This window comes from Bacillus sp. TL12 (assembly GCF_022625245.1).
Classification (GTDB): Bacteria; Bacillota; Bacilli; order Bacillales; family Bacillaceae_G; genus Bacillus_A.
Genome location: NZ_JAJJBY010000008.1, coordinates 37,561 through 61,856, shown reverse-complemented (window position 1 = coordinate 61,856; position 24,296 = coordinate 37,561). Strand labels below are relative to the sequence as shown.

Genomic DNA, 24,296 nt, shown 5'->3' with positions numbered 1-24,296 from the left:
TGTCAACATTTTTATGATTTCGGTTAACAAATAAAACTACTATAAATAAACATGATTCAATATAAAAAAGCGACTCCCTTTGGCAGGGAATCGCCTCTTCCTATAAATTATTTTTCGCTACCTTTATGCAGATTCTCTAGTTCTTTTCGTAATGCTTGTTTCAAAAATTTTCCGACGGATGTTTTTGGAATCTCCTCCATAAAAACAATATCGTCTGGCAACCACCACTTCGCAAATTGCGGTCGTAAAAATTCATATAACTCTTCTTTCGTTACAGAACTATTTTTCTTTTGTACAACACATGCAACAGGCCGCTCCTGCCACTCCGGATGAGGAACCGCAACAACAGCTGCTTCAAATACAGACTCATGTGCCATTAAAGCGTTTTCTAAATCTACAGATGAGATCCACTCACCCCCACTTTTAATTACATCTTTTGTGCGGTCAACAATTTTAACGCATCCTTCTTCATCAACTGTAACAACATCACCTGTATATAACCAACCATCACGGAATCCTTCGATAGTTCGTTCATCATTATAATAACTTGCAGCAACCCATGGTGCCCGCAAGCACAATTCACCCATCTCAGTCCCGTCCCACTTCACTTCCCCGCTCACTCCAACTACTTTCATCTCAACACCTGGCACAAGATACCCTTGCTTTGACCTGATTTCAAGTTGGTCTTCGTAGGATAAATTTGTCTCATAGCTTTTTAACCGCGCAAGTGTCACAAGCGGACTTGTTTCAGTCATACCGTATGCATGGACAAAAGGAACATTATGTTTTTGTTCGAATGCAGCTATCACACTTTTAGGTGCTGCAGCGCCTCCACATAAAATCCGTTTCATACTTGACAGATCATAACTATTATTTTCTAATTCTTGTAAAACACCAAGCCAAATCGTTGGTACACCAGCAGCCAACGTCACTCTTTCATTCTGAATCATTTCTAATAAAATTTTCGGTGTAAACATCGGGCCAGGTAACACTTGTTTCGATCCAAACCACGTTGCTGCAAACGGCAGTCCCCAAGCATTCACATGAAACATTGGAACAATCGCCATTGCTGCATCACCTTCAGATAATGCCGCTGTATCCGCGAGCCCAAGCGCCATACAATGAAGTACCGTACTACGATGCGTATATACAACACCTTTTGGATTCCCTGTTGTCGCTGACGTATAGCACATACCTGCTGGTGTATTTTCATCCATATCTTTTAAGAATTGAAAATCAAGATCCCCTTCTGTAAGAAGCTGTTCGTAGTGGTACACCGGCTCTAGAGAAGTTTCTGGAAGTTCTTTTTTATCGGTCATAATGATGTATGCTTGTACAGTTGATAGTTTATCTTGAATTTTTTCAACGAGAGGTACAAGATCTTCATCAACGAGTAAAATGCGGTCTTCTGCATGTCCAATAATATAGGAAATATGTTGTGCAGATAAACGAATATTAATCGTATGCAAGACAGATCCAATACCCGGAATTGCGAAATATGCTTCCACATGACGATGATGATTCCACGCTAAAGTTCCAACTCGTTCTCCCTCTTTTATCCCTAATTTCTTCAATGCGCTAGAGAGTCTTCTTGTTCGCTCTCCTAATTGCTTATACGTTAAAGTGGTAATCGTATCATGTGTACGCGAAACGATTTCTTTCTTTGGAAACAGCTTTTCTGCCCTTTCTATCATAGAACTAATTGTTAATGGCACATTCATCATCATTTTTGTCCAACCTCCCATTAAAGCGTTTTCATTTTTAAATATTATACCAAACTTCCGTAACAAAAGTTTTATTTTTCTGTATTTTCTGAATTATTTCCGCAGAAATAATTATCTAATTGACTTATCGTACTCTTTTTATTCCCTACCACTTGATATCGTATCTTTCTTTATGACTATATTCCTTTCATTGGCTTTTTTCCATATCATATATCCTATGCTTATCATGAGTAGAAACGGAATTCCTGTCAATAATGTCGTTTTAAACATATCAGTAAACCATGTGGTAAGAATAATTGCTAACATTAATATCACGCCCAATAGGGTTAAATACGGAAATCCCCACATACGTACCGGTAACTTCCTTCCGCCATTCTTATCCCATTTTTTTCTGAAATATAAATGAGTAACAAAAATCATCATCCATGTGAACATAGCTCCAAACATAGAGATTCCCATCATTAGCATGAACGCTTGATTAGGAGAAATAATCGTAACTACGGTTGCTAACGCGATTCCTATTGTGGACAAGAATAAAGCTGAAACGGGAACTCCTTTCTTACTAAGTATTCCAAAACGCTTTGGTGCATATCCCGCTCGTGATAATGAAAACATCATGCGTGTTGTAATATATAATCGGCTATTCATCGCCGATAATGCTGCAATTAACACTACAAAATTCATAATACCAGAAGCACCTGTAATATGAAGTAACTCCATTACTTTAACAAATGGACTTTTATCCACACCTGCCACTTTCCAAGGAACAATCATCAACATGAGAGCTAACGTACATAAATAAAATATAATCAACCGATCGATTGTTGAACGAAGAGTCTTTGGAACTGCTTTTTCTGGGTCTTTTGCCTCTCCAGCTGTAACAGCAATCATTTCGATACTTAAGTAACTAAATATAGCAACACAAACAGCAACCCACATGCCCCACCAATCGCAATCATCGACAATTGCCTAGTAGATAGTCGCCGTTGTAACCCTTTCTCTCTTTCTATAATGTTTTGAAACTCTCCCTTTCTCTTCTCCATATTCTCCCTCACTTCTATTATTTTGTGTCAATTTATTAAACAGAAAATTCTATCTATTTAACAAAAAAATAAACAGAGGAGAATAACCTCATTAGTTTACTCTCCTCTGCTCATTTCACTATACATATCACGTGTAATAAAGTATCGCTTCGTATCACGATACATCCCCTTTACAATCAAATCGTCCTTAATGGTTTGATCATATTTCATCCCTAATCGTTTCATCACCTTCTCAGATTGTCTATTTCTTGTATGACAACCTGCTTCAATACGATTGAAATGTAACTCTGTAAAACCATATTTCAAAAACGCCTGCGCGGCCTCTGTCGCCAACCCTCTTCCCCAATATTTTCGTGATAACGCATAAGCTATCTCCGCTTTTTGTTCTTTCGGATTATAAGCAATAAATCCACACGTTCCTATAAGCTTCTTTTCAGTTTGTAATTCCATACCAAAAGCAGTTAACTCTCCTTGTGCATATTGGTTTATAATTGAATTCACAAACATTTTCGTATCATCTAATGTTGTATGGGGATTCCATACAGTATACGTTGTCATTTCTTTATCTGAAGCATACTCATATATATCTAACATATCGCTTATATTAATCCTCCTTAATATAAGACGATTTGTATACAATGTTGGATACTTTTCTATCTTATTGTTCATAATGGTTTCTTCTTAAACTTAGGATAGTTCCTTACTTTTAACTGAAGTATACTTCCACAATCCGTACAAATATAAGCATCCACTGGAGAAGATGTAAACATCGTCTCTTTTTTTCTTATTTGCGCATATCCAACAAACTCGCCTTCCCCAATATCATTAGAGCCGCAATAAGAGCATGTATGTATCTCTTTCTTTTTCATGAGAGCACCCACCTTTAATCTGTTTCTACTCCCTTCGACAGTAATCTTCCATTTTCCTTCCACAAAAAAATCCCTACTTCTCCTAAATGTTGAAAGGAAAAGTAGCATTAGAGTCGCCTTCATACATTCCAAATACATTATTACATTCTTTTAAAATAGAGACTGTCATACTTTATGAGTACATGAAAATAAAGAACATAAGTAAAAAGAGCCTATTAAAGGCCCTTTTTACTTACCACCCTGCTTTTCTAATACATATAAATCCTCTTCTATGTTTGACAACTTATCTGTAATTAATATTCTCGCATCCCCAATTGCTTGATTATATGCGTATGGCCCAATTAATTTTACCATTTCTTCTATATAAACGCTCTGCTTGAAAACGCCCGATTGTATCCAAGTCTTCCTCTTCAAAAAACCGCTGAATTTGTTCTACAAGCTCATCTTTCTTTTCATTTGGTATTTTTATATTCATCATGCCTCATCTTCTCCTCTATTTTGCGATAATATTTCCCTTAACTCTACCATAGAAAAACGTGTTCCTGGACAAGTTTTTGTGACACCTTCTAATTCACGATGACCCAGTATATGTTCTTCACATATAGAAAACTGCTTCATAAAGTTCTTACATAGCAAATGTAAAGCCTCTATTTGCGCTATTGCTGGATCGTATTTATCAAAATTACCTGCCATGCAAATCCCTATCGTTTCAGTATTATATCCCTTTGCATGGGCTCCAACATGTAATCCCCTACCTGCAAATACAGTTCCATCTTCTTCAATAAAATAATTATATCCAATGCCGCTCCAACCTCTTACCTTTTGATGGAATTCATGTGTTTTATACACATCCCATCCATCTTCAGCTGTGTGATGAATAATAAGTTTTGTTACGTTTTGCAGTGGCTGCAATTCATCTTGAAATTTCAGCTTTGCTTGTTTCATTTCCATTCCGAATCCTCCTTTTACAACTCAATCATAATTATCGTTTTATCATCTGGGTGAATTCGCTTTTGTCCTTCTAATTCTTCTATTATAGAAACATATTCCTCTATACTATGCCCTCTTACATATTGCACGGTTTGCTCAAGTGACCAATCTGGGTGAAATAATCCATCCGAACAAATAAATATTCCTTTCACTTCAGCAAGTGGTAATTCTCCTTGTTGAATCCAAGTGATTGCTTCTGGCATCCCATTTGCTACTGAATACCCATTTGGCATATTAGCAAGATAACGATTATATTTTAATTGCTTCCTAATATCATTAAATAGATGTTCTTCCGGTACAGGAAGTCCTTTTTTTCTATCTTCTTCACGTTTTCTTTTCGCTCGCGCGCTAATCCCTTTTACCGTATCCTTTGTTAGTACCTTCATCGTTCCATCATGAAATACAGCAACAATCATACAGTCACCAAGCTGCGCATATTGAATGATTCTATCATTGATATGAACTACAGCAATACAAGTACACCATAAATGATCTTTCTTTGTCGTATCAATCTTATAATCTATCATTTTTTCTTGTAATGCTTCATTTGCGTTTTTAATTACCTCTTGTAAACTTGTTACTTCTTTTAGCGATGTAAAATGACTTGCAAATAAATTAGATGCAAGATATGCTCCATTATGTTCTTTCTCATCTTGAAATGGTATAAGTGGTGTTGCACCATCGCACACACCATATACCATCACATCTTCGTTACAAAAAAAGGCATCCTCGCACTCCTGTTTCAAAGGACTTTTCTGTTGATACGTTTTAAATTTCATATCTTCACACCTCTTTAATAAAGTTCAAAAGTAATTTGATTTTTTAAATTAGTCTAATTTTCCGAAATAAACTGTTTTCCCCTAAAACTTTCAATTTCATATATAATCTTGAAATAATATGATTTTTTAGTGAAGGACGGGAAAAAGATGGTCAGATTTCTTGGAGTTATTATTGGTTCTATCATTATTGCAGTTGCCTTTAATCTTTTCCTTATCCCCCACAAGATTTTAAGTAGTGGAATTGGCGGAATTGCTATTATCTTAGGAATTGTAACCCCTGTAAACACAGGAATTATTAACTTTGCATTAAACTTACCTATTCTTATTTTAGGATACATAGGTCTTGGAAAAAAAGTAATTTTTAATACAGTTGTATCTGTTATCGTATTATCTGCAGCATTATACTGGATTCCAGTACAAATCGTCGCAAAAGATCCGCTTCTTTCTTCTGTATTTGGAGGCGTAATTGCAGGAGCAGGAATTGGTCTTGTCTTTAATTGTCATGGTTCTACGGGCGGATTTGATATTATCGGTATGCTATTATCTCGCAAAAGAGATATTAAACTTGGTGGTTTCCTCATTATTTTAAATACAGTCGTTGTTGTCATTGCTGGATTTTTCTTTAACTGGGATGTAGCATTAACGAGCTTACTTTCAATCTATGTAACAGGTAAAGTAATCGATGTTGTTCATACGAAACATCGTAAAGTTACACTTATGATTGTAACAAATCAAGCTGAAGAAATGAAAAAGAAACTTCTTTCAACAGTTGTACGTGGAATTACACTTCTTGATGGCGAAGGTGCATACTCAAATGAAAAAAAACGTGTGCTTATGACTGTTGTTTCACGAGAAGAGCTTGCTGGTATGAAACTAGCTATTTCTGAAATTGACCCACAAGCATTTGTTAATATTACAGAGACTGTTGAAGTATTAGGATTGTTTAGAAAAGGTTAAAAACTAGGTGGAACTCCACCTAGTTTTTTATTTATTCTCATAAATTCTAGTCGATTCCCAAACGGATCAAAAACATAAAATCTAATTACATCTGGACGAGCATGATCATCTATGACTTGAATCCCTTGCTCGATTAAGTTTTTCTTAAATTCATCAATTCTGTGAACATAAAAAGCTGGATGCGCTTTTTTAGCCGGAGAAAAAGTTGCTTCTACCCCTATATGAATTTCTTGATTTCCACAACGAAACCAACAACCGCCACGTTTTCTTAATTCTTCAGGTTTTGGAATTTCTTCTAAACCTATTATATGTCCATAAAAAGCTCTCGCCTCTTCTTCACACCCTGCAGGTGCTGCTACTTGTACATGATCAATCCCTTGAATATAATTTATCATATGCCCCTCCCCCTTTATATTTTTATTTTATTGTATATAGCTAAAAAAATAACTTATATAAGTTTTATAAAACTCTATAAGATTTACTTAACAGCCATATACATAAGTTTGTTTTATAATGAAGAAGGTGTTTTAATGAAAGTTTATCAAAAAGAATGAAAACATATTCTATTCTGTAATTTTGTTTTTTATAGAAATATATAACATTTTTCATATATTATATTTATAATAGATTAATGAACCGGTTTTAGATGCTAGTTGCACGGAGGAAAAATTATGAGTCGTAAAAAGTTCTCATCTATTCAAAAAAATCGTCACTTGGTCATACCTCGTCGTTTACGAAATCATACACAAAATTATTCTTTAACAGAAATGTATGCATCCCTTTTCGAACATAATCCTGATAGCATTATTTCATTGAACTTACAAGGAATCATATTACACATTAATCCCTCTGCAGAAAAAATATTGGGATATACTTCAGAGGAATTAGTAGGAAAAACAATTACTTCTATTTTAGAAGCACATATTTTTGATCAAGTACTACAACAAATAAAAAATACTACAGCTGATAATCAAGAAGAATACATACTTTCTATTTTGCATAAAGAGGCATATCAAATAGATGTAGTTACAAAATTAGTCCCTATTTTTATTCAAAATCAACTTTCAGGTGTATATGCAATTATGAAGCCGCTGGAAAAATCTGAAAGAATCGAAAAAATGTTAAAAGAAAGCGAAAAACGACTGCGTACATTAATGGACTCAATGCCTGCCTTTGTCATTTTTAAAGATCATGAAGGGCGCTGGCTAGAAGCAAATGATTACGCTCTTTCTTGCTTTGATTTCCATGATGTTCCGTATCACGGAAAAAAAGATAGTGAACTTATTCAATATAATGAGGCATATCGTGAAGCGTTTTTACATTGCGAAGAAATTGATGAACTTACATGGCAAAAAAAACAAATTATTCATGGTGAAGAATTTATCATTCATAAGGGTACATCCAATATGATCTTAGATCTTTCAAAAGTTCCACTCTTTCATCCTGATGGTTCACGAAAAGGGCTCATTGTTATGGGTAGGGATGTTACTGAACTAAAGAAAACCGAAAAATTACTACGAAAATCTGAAAAATTAGCGGTGGTTGGACAATTAACAGCAGGAATCGCTCATGAAATAAGAAATCCATTAACAGCGTTAAAAGGATTCTTAACATTATTAAAGCCTGAGATTAATGAACAAAACAAATGGTATATAGATGTGATGTTAAGTGAAATTTCACAAATGGAATCAATCACAAGCCAATTTATGGCAATGTCTAAACCACAAGTTTTATCTATCCATTCTTGTCAAATCAAAAAATTAATTGAAGAAGTTGTGACCTTCATTCTACCTACAGCAATTATGCATAGTGTACATATTATCATGGACCATTCTTCTGTTATGCCCGAAATTCAATGCGATGGAAATCAATTAAAACAAGTCTTCATTAACATTTTAAAAAATGCAATAGAAGCCATGCCCTGTGGAGGGAACATTTTCATTCAAATAAAGCAGCCGAAAAATGATTGTATTTTAATACGTATTATAGATGAGGGCTGTGGCATTCCCGAAGATCGTATTTCTCGTTTAGGAGAACCTTTTTATAGTTTAAAAGAAAAAGGAACTGGACTAGGCTTGATGATGTGCTATAAAATTATCCAAGAACATCACGGTAAGCTACAAATTTCAAGTAAATTAAATAAGGGAACAACTGTAGATATTTACTTACCTGTTTCCCCACCTCAGCGTAATAACGACAGAGAAAAAGAGTAAATGCAAAACCATTTACTCTTTTTTGCACCTCCCCAACACTAAGTGCTAGGAATGTTTCTCGTTATTTCTCTCACTTTTCACCTACTACCGGAAATAATTTCGACAACGGAATCACACTACCCGTTTCATCTTTAAATACAATATGATCCCTTGTTAAATGACGTGGACTTTTCACTCCTGCTGCCGCTGATAAAGCAAATACACTATACCTCATGCTAATAATATAGTTCATCACCCGCCACTGTTTTTCATCTGGATCTAATGCTTTTTGGTAGCGAGGGTTCGTCGTTGCAACACCTGAAGGACATTGTCCTGAATTACATTGAAGTGCCATGATACAGCCACTTGCCATCATAAATCCACGCGCAGAGTTAACTGCATCGGCGCCAATCGCTAAAGCTATAGCTACTTTATCAGGCGTTACTAGCTTTCCTGACGCAAAAACCCTTAATTTATCTCGGATTCCAAAGCGACAAGCTGTGTCAACAAATGTAATTAACGCCGGTATAAGGGGCATTCCCATACTGTCTGCCATCGATTTGTAAGTGGCACCAGAACCACCTTCTGAACCATCAATTGTAATAAAGTCCGGGTAAATATTCAGTTCTTTCATCGTTTGCATTAATTCTTCTAGTGGCTTTTGTTGTCCAATGACTAGTTTCATTCCAACCGGTTTACCACCTTTTTCTTGCAAATCACGAATAAACCATAGGGCATCTTTGGTATGATGTAAAAAAGCAAAACGATTTGGGGAGTTAATCGTTTCTCCCTCTTTTACTTTTCGAACAGCAGCTATTTTCTGATTCACTTTTTTCCCTTCTAGATGACCACCGCATATTTTCGCCCCTTGCCCTAATTTCAGCTCGAATGCTTTAATATTCGGTTCTTTAGCTTTAACTACGAACTCATCCATTGAAAAATTACCCTCTTCATCACGATATCCAAATAAACCCGGACCGATTTGAGCAATAATATTTGCACCTGTTTGTATATGCTCTGGAATTACACCACCCTCACCTGTATTAATCCATGAACCCCCTGCCATTTTCGAACCATATCCTGTGGATAAAATATAATTTTCACCTATTGCACCATAAGAAGTGGCAGACGCTCCAAACATTCCATATACTTTCCATGGATATTTACGATTCTCTCCAACTACAATTACATCATCTTCCTCATATAGCCAAAGATTTGTTGCATCTGAAGTTAATTTTTCTTTTCTAGAAAACAAACCTTCTTTATGAATTACATATTTTTTTGCAGCCCGCTCTTCGGAGAGGTCCACATTGAGTTCTTCTGTAAGAATTGGGAATAAAGTGTTTGCAATATAATATCCAGATGCCTCAAAATCCCGCTTTGAACCAAAACCAAGAACTTCAGATCGATATTTTGCTAAAAACATTACACTTTGAAAATCATAACGTGAAAAAGGTTTTCCATCTGTATCATTATCAAACCAATACTGCCGAAATTCAGGTCCTATCTTTTCCAGTAAAAACCGCATCCTCCCTAAGTAGGGATGAAGTTTTAAGATAGAGTGATGAGTTCGTTTCTTTATAAAAAATGTAACCATAAAAAAGGCGATAAAAAATATTAATAACAATAGTAATATACTAATCATAACGAGTAGCGTTTCATTCACTTTCGCTCCTCCTATCAGACCATTTTCTAATATTTTTTCTTACACAATAAAAGAAGAACACCTTATGTGTTCTTCTTTTATTATTATTCATACTAATGTAGCAAGATGCTGCTTTGCATCGTATTCCTCTAAACTTTCCCCAAGCTTAACACGATGCACAAAATCCGGATTAGCAATCAATGGTCTACCAAATGCTACTACATCAATTGCTCCTTCTTGTAGTGCTTCTTCTGCCTCTTTTGGATTTAAATTCCCCACTCCTACAATTATGCCATTCCAATATTTACGAACTAACTGATGCAAGTTTTTCCTGTCAGCTATAACTTGCGTATAATTCATTGTTGAAGGGTGGATCATCGTTAGTCCTACTTCATGGAACATCTCTACGAAAGTTTGAATTGCCGCTTCAGGATCTTCCCACATATAGCTAGGGTTATCACCTTTAAATGCCGAAAAACGAATAAGCGTTTTATCTGCACCAATCGCACTTATAACAGCTTGTAATACTTCTTTCATAAACGTTAACCTTTGTTTTAAATCTCCGCCATATTGATCCTTGCGATGATTCGCAAATTCATAAGTAAATTGATCAATTAAATACCCATGTGCCCCATGAATTTCTACCCCATCGAAGCCTGCTTCTATCGCATTCCTAGCAGCTTGCGCATACTGTTCGACCGTTTCTTGAATTTCTTCTATCGTCATTGCTTCTGGTGTATCAAAAGGCTTCCGATAACGAGGGACATTTCCTTGTGCTGCTATAGCTGAAGGTGCTTGTGGTGAGAATCCACCCGTTAGTTCATGATGACTCATACGCCCTACATGCCATATTTGCGCAATAATGGTTCCACCTTCATTATGTACCGCCTCTGTTACTGGCTTCCAAGACTCAATTTGTTCCCTTGTATAAAGACCTGGAACACCTGGATGCCCCTTCGCTCTCGGACTAATGACAATCCCTTCTGTAATAATAAGTCCCACGCGATTACGAAGAGACCAAGTGCCAATTTGAATCGGATCAAATAACTTTGTTTCTTCCACATTTTGAAATGATCCCCAATTGTTTATATTCGTACCTTCATAAATACTCGCTGCTTTACTATTTGAACTTGCCATCCTGTTTCCCCCTTAATTCAATATTATTTCAATAAATCATTAAAAAATTAACTATACATGCATCATAATTTCTCCTATATAACAACGTCAATTTACACGCCTTTATTGTAAATATCCGTATATTAAACATCGATAATACCCATTTCTCCATAGCTGTACTCCTTTTTTACTTCTCAATTGATTATTGTTATGTAGATAAAATTAAAAAGGGTTTCCTAATTAGGAAACCCTTTTTATAGTTGACCATATGATGCTAGCAATTTATTTATCTTTTTTGCGCAAAGAAGATAAATAATTACTATCTCCTCAGATGTAAAAAATTCTTAACGATAGAAGTGAGATTGATTAATTATTCTTCTAGAAATAATAACTTATATATACCTAAAACAATGAAAGCCCTACCTCTCTTTCATCCTTACGGCTCCTTGTCCGTGCCAGTGTGAATCAGGATTACAAAAATCAAGTAACTATTTTATCGAGTTATTTAATAAAATTTCGAACATTCGTAAAAGAAATTAAAAAATAAAAATGGATTAGATTGTAGAAATAACAAAAGAGGTTAATGCTCTAAAAGTGGTTTGAAAGAGTTGAATGTCTTTGAAATGATTGATTCTTTATAATTATATTACCAAAAAATTCAAAATCTTTTTTGGGATGTAATACATTATCTATAATGAACCTTAACAAAAGCTTTTCATTTGATTTTCTGTGATACCTTTAATCAATCCCAGTTCACTAATCAAAAATTCATGTGCGTTATCTAACATTTTCTTTTCGCTTGCATTAAGTGCTTTTTCTTTCTGCATACGCATTAAATCCCGTACAACTTCAGCACCTTCTTGTATTTTACCCGTTTTTATTTTATCTGTGTTCACTTTATACCTTTGTTTCCACGTAAGTAATCTATCTGATTCTCCATGCTGAAAAATATCTATGATGTGTGTTAATGCCGTTATATCCGTAACTGGTCGTATATTTGAACTCAATATTTTCCCCGTAGGAATCATTACTTCCATATTACTGGCCGACATTTTTATGACATAATACTGTTGTTTTTCTCCTGAGATTTCCTTTTCTTCTATGGCTTTAATTATACCTGCTCCTTGCATTGGATAAACAATGTTATCGCCAATTTGAAACAAATAATCCACCTCCATATATGGTAACCTTCTCAAGCTTAACATACATTTATTTTTTAGCAAAATTTTTATAATATCACAAATTTTTTTTCGCATCAACTTATTTCCTCTTGAAAAATAAGATTGAGAAATAATGATAATTCAATAAAAACAACTTCCCATTACTAGCAAAACAAAGTTTAATTTGCGAAAAACACTATCCTTTTTATTCTACAATTCCTTCATCAGAAACCTCTATACATTTCGGGTTCAAAACTCTAATTCACCACCTAAATAATGCATTATATTAATTAAAGGATGTATATGGTGATTATTGTTCTTTGTCTACTTGTATTCTGAAATCTCGGTTAAAACGTAGATTCGTTTTTCCTTATACAAAACCAGTTTACTCTTGTATCTTTTCTTGTGTGGTACTCCTATTTTTTGACATGCTTTTATTCCCATCCTTGCAAGAGCTCTTATAAATACTTAACTAGTTTGTGTTACTAATGTAGGAAATGAGGTCATTTAGAAATCTTATAAAACAAAAAGTACACCACTACATATAAGAGTGATGTACCATTTTAATATAATGTGCAACAGGACAGATAAAATATTAGCTTTAAAAACCTTCATATGCTATCACTTATCTTTAATATTACAGACTAGGAAAGACTTTTTTTCCTATATGCTAACCTGCTTACTAATCGTTTCCCTCGCTAACAGAAAGCTCATAATCACCTGAGCAGCCACACGACTCGTCATATCACGAAAATCGAGCGTTGGATCGATTTCTACAATATCCATACCTTGGACAAGCGGTTCTTGACCAAGCGCAGTAATCGCATCAAGTAACGTCGTACTATCCATACCACCTGGTCCAATGGCTGGACACCCTGGTGCAAACGCTTGATCTAATACATCCATATCGACAGAAACATAAATAACTGTAACGCCTTGTCTACGTAAAATCTCGATACTTTCTGTAATAATATCCTTAATTGATCTCTCTCGTACATGCTTCATTGTATACACCGTCACACCGTGCTCTTTTGCATATTCATGGTACGTACGAGCATTTGAGAAATTGCGAATACCAATTTGAACAAGTTGCTTCCCTGTAATGACATCATTTTCTATTAAACTACGAAATGGCGTTCCATTCGATGGTCCCCCATCTTCTAAATTACGTAAATCATGATGTGCATCAAATTGAATAATGCCGACTTTCCCTTTACTACTTGCGAACCCACTTATACTAGGAAAGCTAATAGAATGATCTCCTCCAAGAACAATCGGTACCATTTGCGAGTTTACTTTCGTCAAATGACCAATTGTCTTGGCGATGCGAGCATGACTTTCTTTTATGTCTGTTACATGCATCGTAATATCACCGCAATCATACAGGACGCTTTCTTTCATATCATGCTCTTCTGTAATCGCATATGTGCTATATGCATCTAGCATTGCACGAATGGTTTTCGGTGCAAAACATGCACCTGAATGACTAATAGAAGGTTTAGAGAGCGGTGCACCAATTAAAGCCGATCCAAAGATTTCTTCCCCATCCCAAACTTTAATCATATCGCTCCATTTCGTTACTTCGCGATCTATAAACTTTGCATTTTTCTTTAAATAGTGGCCTTGCTCCACGCTTTGTCACCTCTTGTATATGCAAGATTACCATTCTTCCATACTGTATTTACATGACTCACACCGTAATGATACGGTACATACGCATAATTATATGCATCCCATAAAACTAAGTCCGCCTTACGTCCGACGCGAATTTTCCCAGCAACATCACCACGGTTAATTGCGTACGCTGAGTTAACTGTTACAGCGTTCCAAACTTCTTCTGGTGTCATTTTCAATTTCAACATTGCAATACTCATAATCAGCTGGATGTTTTCAGTTGGACAGCTACCTGGGTTAAAATCAGTCGCTAAAGCAACTGCTACACCTTCGTCAATCATTTTGCGCCCACGTGCAAAACTTTCTTTATTTAAATAGAAAGTTGTTCCTGGAAGTAGCGTAGCAACTGTATTTGAGTTTGCAAGCATTTCAATTCCTTTATCTGATGCTCCAACTAAATGATCGGCTGATGCTGCACCAATTTCTGCCGCTGCTTCCGCACCACCAAGTGGGTCAATTTCATCTGCATGAATTTTCACATCAAATCCAAGTTCTTTTGCCTTTAATAAAAACTCTTTCGATTCTTCTACAGAGAATACCCCTGTTTCACAGAAGATATCAACGAACTCCGCTAATTGTTTTTCTTTCATCTCTGGTAATAAATCTAGCATCCATTGTAAAAATTCTTTTGATTTTCCTTTGTATTCTTTCGGAACAGCATGTGCTCCTAAAAATGTTGAAACTAAATCAATTGCATGCTCTTTTTGAAGCTGGGCTGTCACTTCTAATTGCTTCCACTCTGTTTCATCATCTAATCCGTAGCCACTTTTCGCTTCCACTGTTGTAACTCCGAACGACAGCATACGATCCAAATGAAACTTCGCCTTCTGCACAAGCTCTTCTTTCGATGCTTTCTTCGTTGCGTTTACAGTTGAAAGAATGCCGCCACCTTGCTCTAAAATCTCTAAATACGGTACTCCCTGTAACTTAAGAGCAATTTCATTCTCACGAGATCCACCAAATACAAGGTGTGTATGCGGGTCAACAAGACCCGGAGAAACCATCTTTCCTTCGCAATCGATAACTTCTTTTGCTTGTAAACCTTTTGCTTCTTCCGCTGTTCCAACGAAAGTAATCACGCCATCTTCAATACCGACTGCACCATTTTCGATAACAGGAAGCGTGTTCATCGCTTCCTGTCTTAACAAGCCATCTTCTTGATCCATTGTTAGCAATTGACCGATATTCGTTAGTAAAATGTCCAGCATGTTTTCTTCCTCCTTATTTCATCATTGGAATGTTAACGCCTTTTTCTTTTGCCGTTTCAACAGCTAAGTCATATCCTGCGTCAACGTGACGAACAACTCCCATACCAGGATCAGAAGTCAATACGCGTTCAATACGTTTTCCTGCTGCTTCTGTTCCGTCTGCCACAATAACCATTCCAGCGTGAAGTGAATATCCCATACCAACTCCGCCGCCGTGGTGAACAGATACCCAGCTTGCACCGTTTACACTGTTAATTAATGCATTTAAAATTGGCCAATCTGCAACTGCATCACTACCATCTTTCATCGCTTCTGTTTCACGGTTTGGTGAAGCTACAGATCCACAATCTAGATGGTCACGACCGATCACGATTGGTGCTGATAATTCACCACTTGCAACCATTTCATTGATGATACGACCAAATTTTGCACGTTCACCATAACCAAGCCAACAAATACGTGATGGAAGCCCTTGGAACTCAACTTGCTGACGTGCCATACGAATCCAATTACATAAATGCTCGTTATCCGCAAACTCACGTAAAATTACTTCGTCCGTTTTATAAATATCTTCTGGGTCACCAGAAAGTGCTACCCAGCGGAATGGTCCTTTTCCTTCGCAGAATAATGGACGAATAAACGCTGGAACGAATCCTGGGAAATCAAATGCATTTTGTAATCCTTCATCGAAAGCAACTTGGCGAATATTATTACCATAATCAAATGTAATTGCACCTTTTGCCTGCATCGCAAGCATTGCTTCTACATGTTTTTTCATACTTTCTTTTGATAATTGAACGTAGCGTTCTGGATCTTCTTCACGAAGTTTTGCCGCTTCTTCTAATGAATAACCTACTGGAACATAACCGTTTAATGGATCATGTGCAGACGTTTGATCTGTCACTAAGTCTGGTGTAATATCACGTTTTACAAGCTCTGGTAAAATTTCTGCAGCATTTCCCAATAGTCCAATTGAAATCGGCTCTTTCTTTTCTTTATATTCTTTCGCAACAGCTAGCGCCTCTTCTAGAGATTCTGTGTACATATCACAATACCTTTTTTCAATACGGCGATCGATGCTACGCTTATCTACATCAATTGCAATGACTACCCCGCCGTTCATCGTAACAGCAAGAGGTTGCGCACCACCCATACCGCCTAAACCAGCAGTAAGTGTTAATGTCCCTTTTAATGAACCATCAAAGTGTTGGCGTGCTGCTTCTCCAAATGTTTCATATGTTCCTTGTAAAATCCCTTGTGTGCCAATATAAATCCAGCTACCAGCTGTCATTTGCCCATACATCATAAGACCCTTTTTCTCAAGCTCGCGGAAGTGATCCCAGTTCGCCCACTTCGGTACTAAGTTTGAATTTGCTAAAAGAACGCGCGGTGCATCTTCATGTGATTTAAAAATAGCAACTGGTTTCCCAGATTGAACAAGTAATGTTTCATCACTCTCTAACGTTTTTAACGAATCAACAATTGCATGATAGCTATCCCAGTTACGAGCTGCACGGCCAATACCGCCGTAAACAACTAACTCTTCTGGTTTTTCTGCTACTTCCGGATCTAAGTTATTCATTAACATACGAAGTGCCGCTTCTTGAATCCAGCCCTTAGTTTGTAATTCTGTTCCTCTTGGCGCGCGAATTGTTTGTTTTACGTTTTCCATTTTAATCTCTCCCTTTTTCCTTTTTATAGTGTTGCATTTGCATCCAATCGTTCTAATGTAAAGCGACTTGTTTTTAACCAATGTGCAATATTTTCAATATCTGTTGAGAAAATACGATCATTTGTAATGGAAGGCACTTGCTGACGTCCTTGGTGATAAAACGCTTTCGTTACTGTACTCATCTCTTGGGTACCACGGTATTCAGCAGCTTGCATTGCGCAAATCATTTCAATTGCAAGGACACGTCTTACGTTTTGAATAATTTGATGTGCATGACGTGAAGCGATTGTTCCCATACTTACATGATCCTCTTGGTTAGCTGATGATGGGATTGAGTCAACACTTGCTGGATGCGCTAACGTTTTATTTTCTGAAACAAGTGAAGCTGCTGCGTACTGCATAATCATTGCACCAGACTGTAATCCTGGCTCTGGACTTAAAAATGGTGGTAAATCATTTAACTGCGGGTTTACAAGACGCTCGATACGACGTTCAGAGATATTTGCAAGTTCCGCCATTCCAACCTTCAAGAAGTCCATTGCAAATGCAATTGGTTGACCGTGGAAGTTCCCACCAGAAATTACTTTTTCTCCACCATCAAAAATCAGTGGGTTATCTGTTGCTGCGTTCATTTCAATTTCTAATTTTTCTTTTACGTAATTTAAAACTTGCCAAGAAGCACCATGAACCTGCGGAATACAGCGAAGTGAATATGCATCTTGTACACGCAGTTCCCCTTGCTTTGTTACAAGCTTGCTATCTTGAAGCACATCACGAATACGTTTTGCAACTTCCACTTGCTCTTTATATCCACGAGCTTTATGAACATTTTCATCAAATGCATCAATAATGCCGCGTAACCCTTCGATTGTCATGGAAGCAATTAATTCTGATTGATAAGCAATTGCCTCAGCTTCTATATAAGAGAGAATTCCTTGCGCTGTCATCGCTTGCGTACCATTGATTAATGCAAGCCCTTCTTTCGCTTCTAATTCAATTGGCTGTAAACCTTCTTCCGTAAGAGCTACCATCGCATGGACGCGTTTCCCTTTATAAAACACTTCCCCTTCCCCCAATAAAACAAGAGCAAGATGGGATAATGGAGCTAAATCACCACTCGCGCCTAATGAGCCTTGTTGCGGGATAACTGGGTGAATTTTACGATTTACAAACTCTAATAACATATTCACAACAAGTGGGCGAACACCGGATATTCCTTTTAACATCGTATTAGCGCGTAAAATTAGCATTCCACGTGACACTTCTTCAGGGAATGGATCGCCAATTCCACATGCATGTGATTGAATTAAATTATGTTGAAGTTTCTTCACATCATCCTTTTGAATAAATACATCACTAAACTTTCCAAACCCAGTTGTAATACCGTAAACAACCTTTCCATCTTCTACAATTTTTTCAACAGCTTCACGGCACTCCGCTACTTTTTGCATGCTGCTTGGACAAGCTGTTACACCTTCTCCTTCAAACAACAATCGTTTCATTTCTTCTACTGTTAATGAATGTCCTGTTAACGTAATCATCCTGTTTCCTCCTTAAAAAGAGCAAAAGGGGACCTTACCTTTTTAAGACAGACTTCTGTCCCAAAAAGCAAGGCCCCCTTCTAACTAATAGACTATGGGCAAATCATATGTGATTAATTCCTAAACCAATCGCCTCATGCTCAGACCCTTTTACAGGCGCACCTATCGTTCCATAAAGAGCAACAGCAACCCATTCGCCTTCTTTCTTTCCGTCGTATGGTGTGCCGCGCACAATTGCAAACCGAAGACCTACTGTACGAAGAACGTCTGCTAACTGAATTTGACCTCTCGTTACTCCGTACAACGCTTCCATAATTGCATGATAAAGTGCATGCGTTTCTCTGTAAACGTCTGTTTCAATAACTTGGTTGCTTTTAGCCGCTGTTTCCATTGCTGCGACAACCTTTTGCGAATTCATCGAACCCACTTTCCCTGTACAACATTTCCAACCTTTTGGAATGGATAATACAGGGCTTTCATTCTCATCCGCAAGCGCCAACAACATGGCCATACGACCAATTCGATGTGTTCCTTGAAGAAGCATGTGACTCTCTCATTTCTTGTGAATTATTTGAATATTACTTAATTTAAGAATATATGAAAACGGTTAAATCGTCAATAGTTTAAATGATTATTTGAATGAATTTTTTAATAATCTGTCACTGTTGTGTACACAATCTATTTACAGAAAATTTTTAAACATGCTATAGTCTCACTAACAGCTGTAAGGAGGACCCAAAATTGGTTAAGAGAAAAGATATTCACTTTCGAATTGCCGAAAGATTACTAGGAAGATTTGAAGCAGCACTTCATTATGAAGGTCTAAATAAAACAGATGTGTTAACACATGCTATTCAGCAATTTTGTGTAAAGGTGGAATCAGAAAAGATGAATGATGTAAAAAGGCAATATGCCGCTAGTATCCATCTACAAACACGGATCGATACTCATAAAAAATATGAGGAACAACGAGTAAATTTAGATGAAATTGTAATAAGCCATCTACAATTACAAGGAACAGAAAAAATATTAGAAGTTGGATGCGCTAATGGAAAATTCCTCTCACTGCTACAAAAAGACGGTCATAAGGGACATCTCACTGGTCTAGATCAATCTACAGCTATGCTACGTGAAGCTGCTTTGAATGGAGCGCAGCAACATGTAAATATTGAATGGAAACTCGGAGACGCTACCAAACTACCTTTCTCAGCTGATTCTTATGATTGGATCGTCGCAAGACATATGCTGTATCACATGACGGATGTTGAAAAAACAATTCAAGGATTCCATAAAGTGATTTTTCCTGGAGGCAGGTTCCTAGCTACAACAAATTCCAAAATCTCGTTATCCCGTATGGATGAGATGTGTAACAAAATGTTAGTCGCATTCGATTTACCCGAAAAATCACCATCAGCTTCTCCATTTTGTTTAGAAAATGGAAAACAATTACTGCAATCTGTTTTTGAAACTGTGGAGGAAACGGTTATCCATAATGCACTTTTATTTCATCACGCTACACCTATCGTTAACTATATCTCTAGCATGTTTCCATCTTTAAACATACCTGATGACATTCATCTTCATTCAGAACTAAAAGAATGGCTGACCATTGAAATAGAAAATGAATTATCTCTTCATGGCGGAGTATGGCGCGATCCAAAAACACTTGCTATTTATCGATGTACAAAACAAGCTTGAATCTACTTTAGAACAAAGTCCTTAAATTTCTTTTAGGTTGATGATATTGTGATACCCTATGAAGGAATTTTCATATAATAAACATAATATAACGATAAAAAATATAAGAGGTGAAACTATTGGCTATCAAACAAGAAGAAATTAAGCTGGTAATTGGTGCCGGGCAATATAATAATAATCCTGGCTGGTTACATACGAATGAAGAAGAATTGAATTTATTAAAACGGAAAGACTGGATAAAAAGGTTTCAAACTAATTCTTTAGCAGTAATTTTAGCGGAGCATGTATGGGAACATTTATCATATGAAGAAGGTATAGAAGCGGCGAAAGTATGTTATGAATTTTTAAAGCATGGTGGTTATATTCGATGTGCGGTTCCTGATGGATTTTTCCCAGATAAAGAATACCAAGAGGGTGTACAAGTTGGGGGGCCTGGACCTAAAGACCATCCTGCAGCTAGTCATAAAATCGTTCATAATTATGAAACTTTAAGGGAAATGTTTGAAATTGTTGGATTCGAAGTGAAGTTACTTGAATATTGTGATGAAGAGGGGAATTTTCACTCCAGTAAATGGGATGGAGCCGATGGAGTTATTTTTCGTTCAAAAAAATATGATCCACGAAATCAAGGGGATCAACTCCTTTTTCCATCATTAATTGTAGATGCGATAAAACCTTAAGTTAAATAGATGCTTCCCTTAAAAAATCTTAATCAGAGTAATGAAGCAAACCTATTCTTTTCACATATAAAAGCTAGCAAAATGCTAGCTTTTATATGAATTTTCAGTTCCCATCTTTACATTAATCCATTTTATAAAATACTCCTCTGTTCCCCCTACTGTCGCTCCATCAGTATTCACATATGTAACTGGAAATTGTTTATACCATTCTCTTTCAGTTTCTACCAAATTTAACTGCTCTCCAAATGTACTGCGCCTTCTCGACGTATCATTCTCCTTTCTCTCCTGCAATTTCTTTTTAGAAACACCTAAATACAAAATTGCATTCGAACGACATTTTCTTAATTGATACAATTCTTCTTTTAGTTCGTGTTCCATATCCCAATCCACCCCTATCAATTTTGGAAAATGTAACGTATAAAATTCAATATCTTCTGGGCCACGATCAAATATTACAATTCCCCCTCGTGCATTCTGAAATTGTTTTATTTTTGCTTCCATAAACATTTTTTGATTTGTAATAAATCCCTCTTTTGTGTAAATATCCAAGTTTAATTTTTTTCTCTTCTCTACAATTTCATAAGAATTTTCATATATAATCTGAAAACCTCTTTGCTCTAATCTCCTTGCTAACGTTGTTTTCCCGCTTGCCATTGGTCCTTGAAGTGAAATGATATACGTCATTTTCCCCATCCTTTTTCACTAAAATCAACCTCTTTTTTACAATAAACGGAATTTTACAAACTATCAACAAAATACTTCCTACCTTGTTTCCTATTTCCATCTAGCTTATAATAAAAAATAGAGACGATTATGGACGCCTTTTATGTAAGCTTGGAAAGCCAAGCTTACATTATTTTTTGCTTTCCCTTTCATTAAAAACAAGGTACACTAGACTAGAACATATGTTCTTAATAATTACATATAGTAAGGAGATAGAACAAATGGTATACGATACAAAAGTAAATTCTTGGAATGAATCTTTAAAACAACTACAACGTCGCTATACAAATCAACCAGTGGATCGAAAACAATTTGAAGATGTTGAACTTATGGAGTTCTTCCGCAATAACGACTACATTTCTCTTCCTACACATATTAGCGGCCTATCAACAAAACGTTTTACTTCTTACTCTATTTTCACAACTGAAGATAAAGACCGTAAAGTGGGTACACTTATCATTGAATATTTAGAAGATGATAATGATATATTACGTGTCGAACAACTATACTTCGTTTAATTCATAACGCTTGGTCAAAATGGCCAAGCGTTCTTGCTTTCTATCAATCTCACTGCTTATAATACTAGTAAAAGGAAAACTGCTACCGCAAAGGAGGTATACACTTGCTCGAAGGATGGTTTAGTTGGTTTATTGTTACTTGGACGGTTATTTTACTAGGCCTTATGTCTATCGGTGGATACTTTATGTTCCGAAAATTCTTGAAACGTCTACCAAAAGAAGACGGCATGTCTATTTTAGATTGGGAACAACACTATATTGATCAAACGCGGCATTTATGGGATGATGAGCAAAAACAATTGTTAGAAGAACTTGTAAGTCCAGTCCCTGAACTTTTCCGTGATGTCGCAAGATCGAAAATTGCTGGTAAAATTGGAGAGCTAGCGTTAAAAGAAAAAGCCTCGAAAATAACTGAAGATTTAATTATTAAAGGATATATTGTAGCAACTCCAAAACGAGATCATAATTTTTTAATTAAAAAATTACAAGAAAAGCAAATTGATTATTCCCGTTATCAATCACTTTTAGCAAAATAAAAAACCTCAAGGAGCCTTGAGGTTTTTTACGTTAACTTCATATCTTTCTCATTATAAAACCCATCTTCTTTTTCCATTTCTTTTTGTAATTTCGTAAAGGAACGGTACATCGCAATTCTCCAGGAGACAATCATTGCAAAAGCAAGTAAGAAGAACATACCACTTAGCTGCCCTAAATCAAGCGATTGACTTAAATATGTTTTAAAGACAATACGTACCACAAGCAAGCCGATTAAGATAAATACGAAAGCTTTTGAACGCTTTAAATAAATATCTTGTCCACGCACTTCAAATTTAGATGTTTTAATCAGAAAAATTGAGAAAAACAAACCTACACCAATGGCTTCTAACATTTCTGCTGGTGTTAGGCGAAATTCTGGAAAAATGTACATCAGTGCCCCTGTACTCATAAAGAATGGTGGGAGAATAATTTTCTTCAATGTTGCTGGTTTCTTTGCCGCTTTTAAACGAATAAACATCGCGCCTACAGCCATACAAACAGCAATAATACTTGATAAAAGAACTAAGTTCATACTTTCTCATCCTTTTTTGTGGCAATATGAAAATATAGTTTCATTATATGCTTTTCTGTTAGTATTTCCAACATTTTCACAGAATAATACTAAAAACCGGTGAAACCACCAAATAGGCTTGAGAAATATGCAATAATTTTTGTCATCCAATTAAAGTATAAGAAAATACCCATAACAATCATGATATATCCCCCTACTTTCACAAACGTCCCACTATGCCTTTTAATCCAAGACATTTTCGTAATAAAAAATGAAAGTATAAAAAACGGTATTGCAAATCCAAGTATATAAGCAATCATATATAACATTGCAGACTCTGGATTCGTGGTAGCCAATCCAATTACAGCTACTAAAATTGGTCCTGTACAAGGCGTCCAACCAGCCGCAAATGCTAAACCAATTAAAGTAGATCCTATATAACCACTTGGACGGTTTTTAAATGTAAACTTACGATCTTGCATTAAAAACTTCGGCTTAAATACTCCCACAATTACAAGTCCGAATACAATGATAAATATTGCTCCTAACTGCCTAATTAAGTCTTTGTAATCTTGGAAGAATGATCCAATAAAACTTGTACCAAATCCAATCGCAATAAATACGATAGAAAATCCAAATAAGAAAAACGCTGTATGTATCATACTTCTTTTGCGAAGCATTGCATTTTCTTCTTTTAATTCAGAAATCGACATTCCCGTTATGTACGATAAAAATGCTGGATAAAGCGGTAAACAACAAGGGGAAATAAATGATAACAAACCAGCCCCAAATGCTAAAAAAATATTAATGTCTTGCATCCTTTCACTCCTCTCCTCTTCAATATTGTAGCAAAAACAACAGAAAATACTATGAACAATTCATGAATTCACTATTTACAACATTTTAATAAGAAAAATAGCTATGCACCGCTATATAAATACAAATTAAAAAACCGAAAGAAAACCCATCTTTTTAGGCGAGAGAGAGCATCCCGCCATGCATAGAAGCGGTCAGATCCCCCTTTCCTGCTCCATGCCAAGTAAAACCAAAAAGAGAAAA

24 protein-coding genes and 2 pseudogenes are annotated in these 24,296 nt (G+C 36.1%); 6 read left to right on the top strand and 20 right to left on the bottom strand.

Features of this window, described 5'->3' with window-relative positions:
- Positions 1 to 107: 107 nt before the first annotated feature.
- The 8 genes and pseudogenes from LOK41_RS09960 to LOK41_RS09925 all read right to left on the bottom strand — a co-directional run bounded on the left by LOK41_RS09960 (position 108) and on the right by LOK41_RS09925 (position 5,405).
- Complete coding sequence (locus tag LOK41_RS09960; protein ID WP_241816327.1) at positions 108 to 1,727, bottom strand: long-chain fatty acid--CoA ligase; 1,620 nt, start codon at positions 1,725 to 1,727, stop codon at positions 108 to 110.
- Between the two features lie 135 nt (positions 1,728 to 1,862).
- Positions 1,863 to 2,672, bottom strand: a pseudogene (locus LOK41_RS09955) (amino acid permease); the annotation flags it as partial.
- Positions 2,624 to 2,767: a hypothetical protein gene (locus LOK41_RS09950; protein ID WP_241816326.1), complete on the bottom strand. Its 144-nt coding sequence runs from the start codon at positions 2,765 to 2,767 to the stop codon at positions 2,624 to 2,626. The gene LOK41_RS09950 and the pseudogene LOK41_RS09955, both read right to left, overlap by 49 nt.
- Positions 2,768 to 2,863: 96 nt before the next feature.
- On the bottom strand, positions 2,864 to 3,436 hold the full coding sequence (locus LOK41_RS09945) for a GNAT family N-acetyltransferase (protein ID WP_241816325.1): 573 nt from the start codon (positions 3,434 to 3,436) through the stop codon (positions 2,864 to 2,866).
- Positions 3,433 to 3,636 (bottom strand): hypothetical protein, encoded by a 204-nt coding sequence (locus tag LOK41_RS09940; RefSeq protein WP_241816324.1) that lies wholly within the window; start codon positions 3,634 to 3,636, stop codon positions 3,433 to 3,435. Before LOK41_RS09940 ends, LOK41_RS09945 begins: the two co-directional genes overlap by 4 nt.
- 228 nt (positions 3,637 to 3,864) lie before the next feature.
- Positions 3,865 to 4,114: pseudogene (locus tag LOK41_RS09935) on the bottom strand (DUF2164 domain-containing protein).
- On the bottom strand, positions 4,111 to 4,587 hold the full coding sequence (locus tag LOK41_RS09930; RefSeq protein WP_241816323.1) for a peptidoglycan recognition protein family protein: 477 nt from the start codon (positions 4,585 to 4,587) through the stop codon (positions 4,111 to 4,113). The pseudogene LOK41_RS09935 and the gene LOK41_RS09930 overlap by 4 nt, the downstream one beginning before the upstream one ends.
- A gap of 14 nt (positions 4,588 to 4,601) precedes the next feature.
- Positions 4,602 to 5,405 (bottom strand): protein phosphatase 2C domain-containing protein, encoded by an 804-nt coding sequence (locus LOK41_RS09925; RefSeq protein ID WP_241816322.1) that lies wholly within the window; start codon positions 5,403 to 5,405, stop codon positions 4,602 to 4,604.
- Positions 5,406 to 5,552: 147 nt separating this feature from the next.
- On the opposite strand from LOK41_RS09925, the gene LOK41_RS09920 reads away from it, so the two are divergent.
- On the top strand, positions 5,553 to 6,362 hold the full coding sequence (locus tag LOK41_RS09920) for a YitT family protein (RefSeq protein ID WP_241816321.1): 810 nt from the start codon (positions 5,553 to 5,555) through the stop codon (positions 6,360 to 6,362).
- On the opposite strand, the gene LOK41_RS09915 is transcribed toward LOK41_RS09920, so the two are convergent.
- Entirely contained in the window at positions 6,359 to 6,757 is a 399-nt protein-coding gene (locus LOK41_RS09915) for a VOC family protein (RefSeq protein WP_241816320.1), read from the bottom strand. The genes LOK41_RS09920 and LOK41_RS09915 overlap by 4 nt on opposite strands.
- A 276-nt stretch (positions 6,758 to 7,033) precedes the next feature.
- Between LOK41_RS09915 and LOK41_RS09910 the strand changes: the two genes are divergently transcribed.
- The gene (locus tag LOK41_RS09910) at positions 7,034 to 8,575 is read left to right on the top strand and encodes a BA3702 family sensor histidine kinase (RefSeq protein ID WP_241816319.1); all 1,542 of its coding nucleotides are present in this window, start codon (positions 7,034 to 7,036) and stop codon (positions 8,573 to 8,575) included.
- A gap of 70 nt (positions 8,576 to 8,645) precedes the next feature.
- Here LOK41_RS09910 and LOK41_RS09905 read toward each other — a convergent pair whose 3' ends face one another.
- The 8 genes from LOK41_RS09905 to hutP all read right to left on the bottom strand — a co-directional run bounded on the left by LOK41_RS09905 (position 8,646) and on the right by hutP (position 19,114).
- Positions 8,646 to 10,220, bottom strand: a complete 1,575-nt coding sequence (locus LOK41_RS09905; RefSeq protein ID WP_241816318.1) for a glutamate synthase-related protein — start codon at positions 10,218 to 10,220, stop codon at positions 8,646 to 8,648.
- Between the two features lie 87 nt (positions 10,221 to 10,307).
- Positions 10,308 to 11,336: an oxidoreductase gene (locus LOK41_RS09900; protein ID WP_241816317.1), complete on the bottom strand. Its 1,029-nt coding sequence runs from the start codon at positions 11,334 to 11,336 to the stop codon at positions 10,308 to 10,310.
- Between the two features lie 680 nt (positions 11,337 to 12,016).
- Positions 12,017 to 12,478, bottom strand: a complete 462-nt coding sequence (locus LOK41_RS09895) for a CarD family transcriptional regulator (RefSeq protein ID WP_170957047.1) — start codon at positions 12,476 to 12,478, stop codon at positions 12,017 to 12,019.
- 660 nt (positions 12,479 to 13,138) lie between these two features.
- A complete protein-coding gene (gene hutG, locus LOK41_RS09890) occupies positions 13,139 to 14,107 on the bottom strand; it encodes a formimidoylglutamase (RefSeq protein WP_241816316.1) in 969 nt (322 codons plus the stop codon).
- Positions 14,086 to 15,357 (bottom strand): imidazolonepropionase, encoded by a 1,272-nt coding sequence (gene hutI, locus LOK41_RS09885; protein ID WP_241816315.1) that lies wholly within the window; start codon positions 15,355 to 15,357, stop codon positions 14,086 to 14,088. The genes hutG and hutI overlap by 22 nt, the downstream gene beginning before the upstream one ends.
- A 13-nt stretch (positions 15,358 to 15,370) precedes the next feature.
- On the bottom strand, positions 15,371 to 17,029 hold the full coding sequence (hutU, locus tag LOK41_RS09880; RefSeq protein WP_241816314.1) for a urocanate hydratase: 1,659 nt from the start codon (positions 17,027 to 17,029) through the stop codon (positions 15,371 to 15,373).
- Positions 17,030 to 17,052: 23 nt separating this feature from the next.
- Positions 17,053 to 18,570: a histidine ammonia-lyase gene (hutH, locus tag LOK41_RS09875; RefSeq protein WP_241816313.1), complete on the bottom strand. Its 1,518-nt coding sequence runs from the start codon at positions 18,568 to 18,570 to the stop codon at positions 17,053 to 17,055.
- 103 nt (positions 18,571 to 18,673) lie between these two features.
- Positions 18,674 to 19,114, bottom strand: coding sequence for a hut operon transcriptional regulator HutP (gene hutP / locus LOK41_RS09870; RefSeq protein WP_098338372.1), 441 nt, complete (start codon positions 19,112 to 19,114; stop codon positions 18,674 to 18,676).
- 197 nt (positions 19,115 to 19,311) lie between these two features.
- On the opposite strand from hutP, the gene LOK41_RS09865 reads away from it, so the two are divergent.
- Both LOK41_RS09865 and LOK41_RS09860 read left to right on the top strand, forming a co-directional pair.
- Positions 19,312 to 20,268: a class I SAM-dependent methyltransferase gene (locus LOK41_RS09865; RefSeq protein ID WP_241816312.1), complete on the top strand. Its 957-nt coding sequence runs from the start codon at positions 19,312 to 19,314 to the stop codon at positions 20,266 to 20,268.
- A 119-nt stretch (positions 20,269 to 20,387) separates the two neighbouring features.
- Complete coding sequence (locus LOK41_RS09860; protein ID WP_241816311.1) at positions 20,388 to 20,948, top strand: class I SAM-dependent methyltransferase; 561 nt, start codon at positions 20,388 to 20,390, stop codon at positions 20,946 to 20,948.
- Between the two features lie 84 nt (positions 20,949 to 21,032).
- Here the strand turns inward: LOK41_RS09860 and LOK41_RS09855 are convergent, their stop codons facing one another.
- Complete coding sequence (locus tag LOK41_RS09855; RefSeq protein WP_241816310.1) at positions 21,033 to 21,641, bottom strand: AAA family ATPase; 609 nt, start codon at positions 21,639 to 21,641, stop codon at positions 21,033 to 21,035.
- Positions 21,642 to 21,892: 251 nt separating this feature from the next.
- Here LOK41_RS09855 and LOK41_RS09850 point away from each other — a divergent pair, with 251 nt between their 5' ends.
- Together LOK41_RS09850 and LOK41_RS09845 are read left to right on the top strand one after the other, a co-directional pair.
- Positions 21,893 to 22,189: a hypothetical protein gene (locus LOK41_RS09850; RefSeq protein ID WP_241816309.1), complete on the top strand. Its 297-nt coding sequence runs from the start codon at positions 21,893 to 21,895 to the stop codon at positions 22,187 to 22,189.
- Between the two features lie 104 nt (positions 22,190 to 22,293).
- A complete protein-coding gene (locus tag LOK41_RS09845; RefSeq protein ID WP_241816308.1) occupies positions 22,294 to 22,725 on the top strand; it encodes a DUF2621 domain-containing protein in 432 nt (143 codons plus the stop codon).
- 26 nt (positions 22,726 to 22,751) lie between these two features.
- Here LOK41_RS09845 and LOK41_RS09840 read toward each other — a convergent pair whose 3' ends face one another.
- Both LOK41_RS09840 and LOK41_RS09835 read right to left on the bottom strand, forming a co-directional pair.
- Entirely contained in the window at positions 22,752 to 23,258 is a 507-nt protein-coding gene (locus LOK41_RS09840) for a CcdC family protein (RefSeq protein ID WP_241816307.1), read from the bottom strand.
- Between the two features lie 89 nt (positions 23,259 to 23,347).
- Positions 23,348 to 24,055, bottom strand: coding sequence for a cytochrome c biogenesis CcdA family protein (locus LOK41_RS09835; protein ID WP_241816306.1), 708 nt, complete (start codon positions 24,053 to 24,055; stop codon positions 23,348 to 23,350).
- Between the last annotated feature and the right edge of the window lie 241 nt (positions 24,056 to 24,296).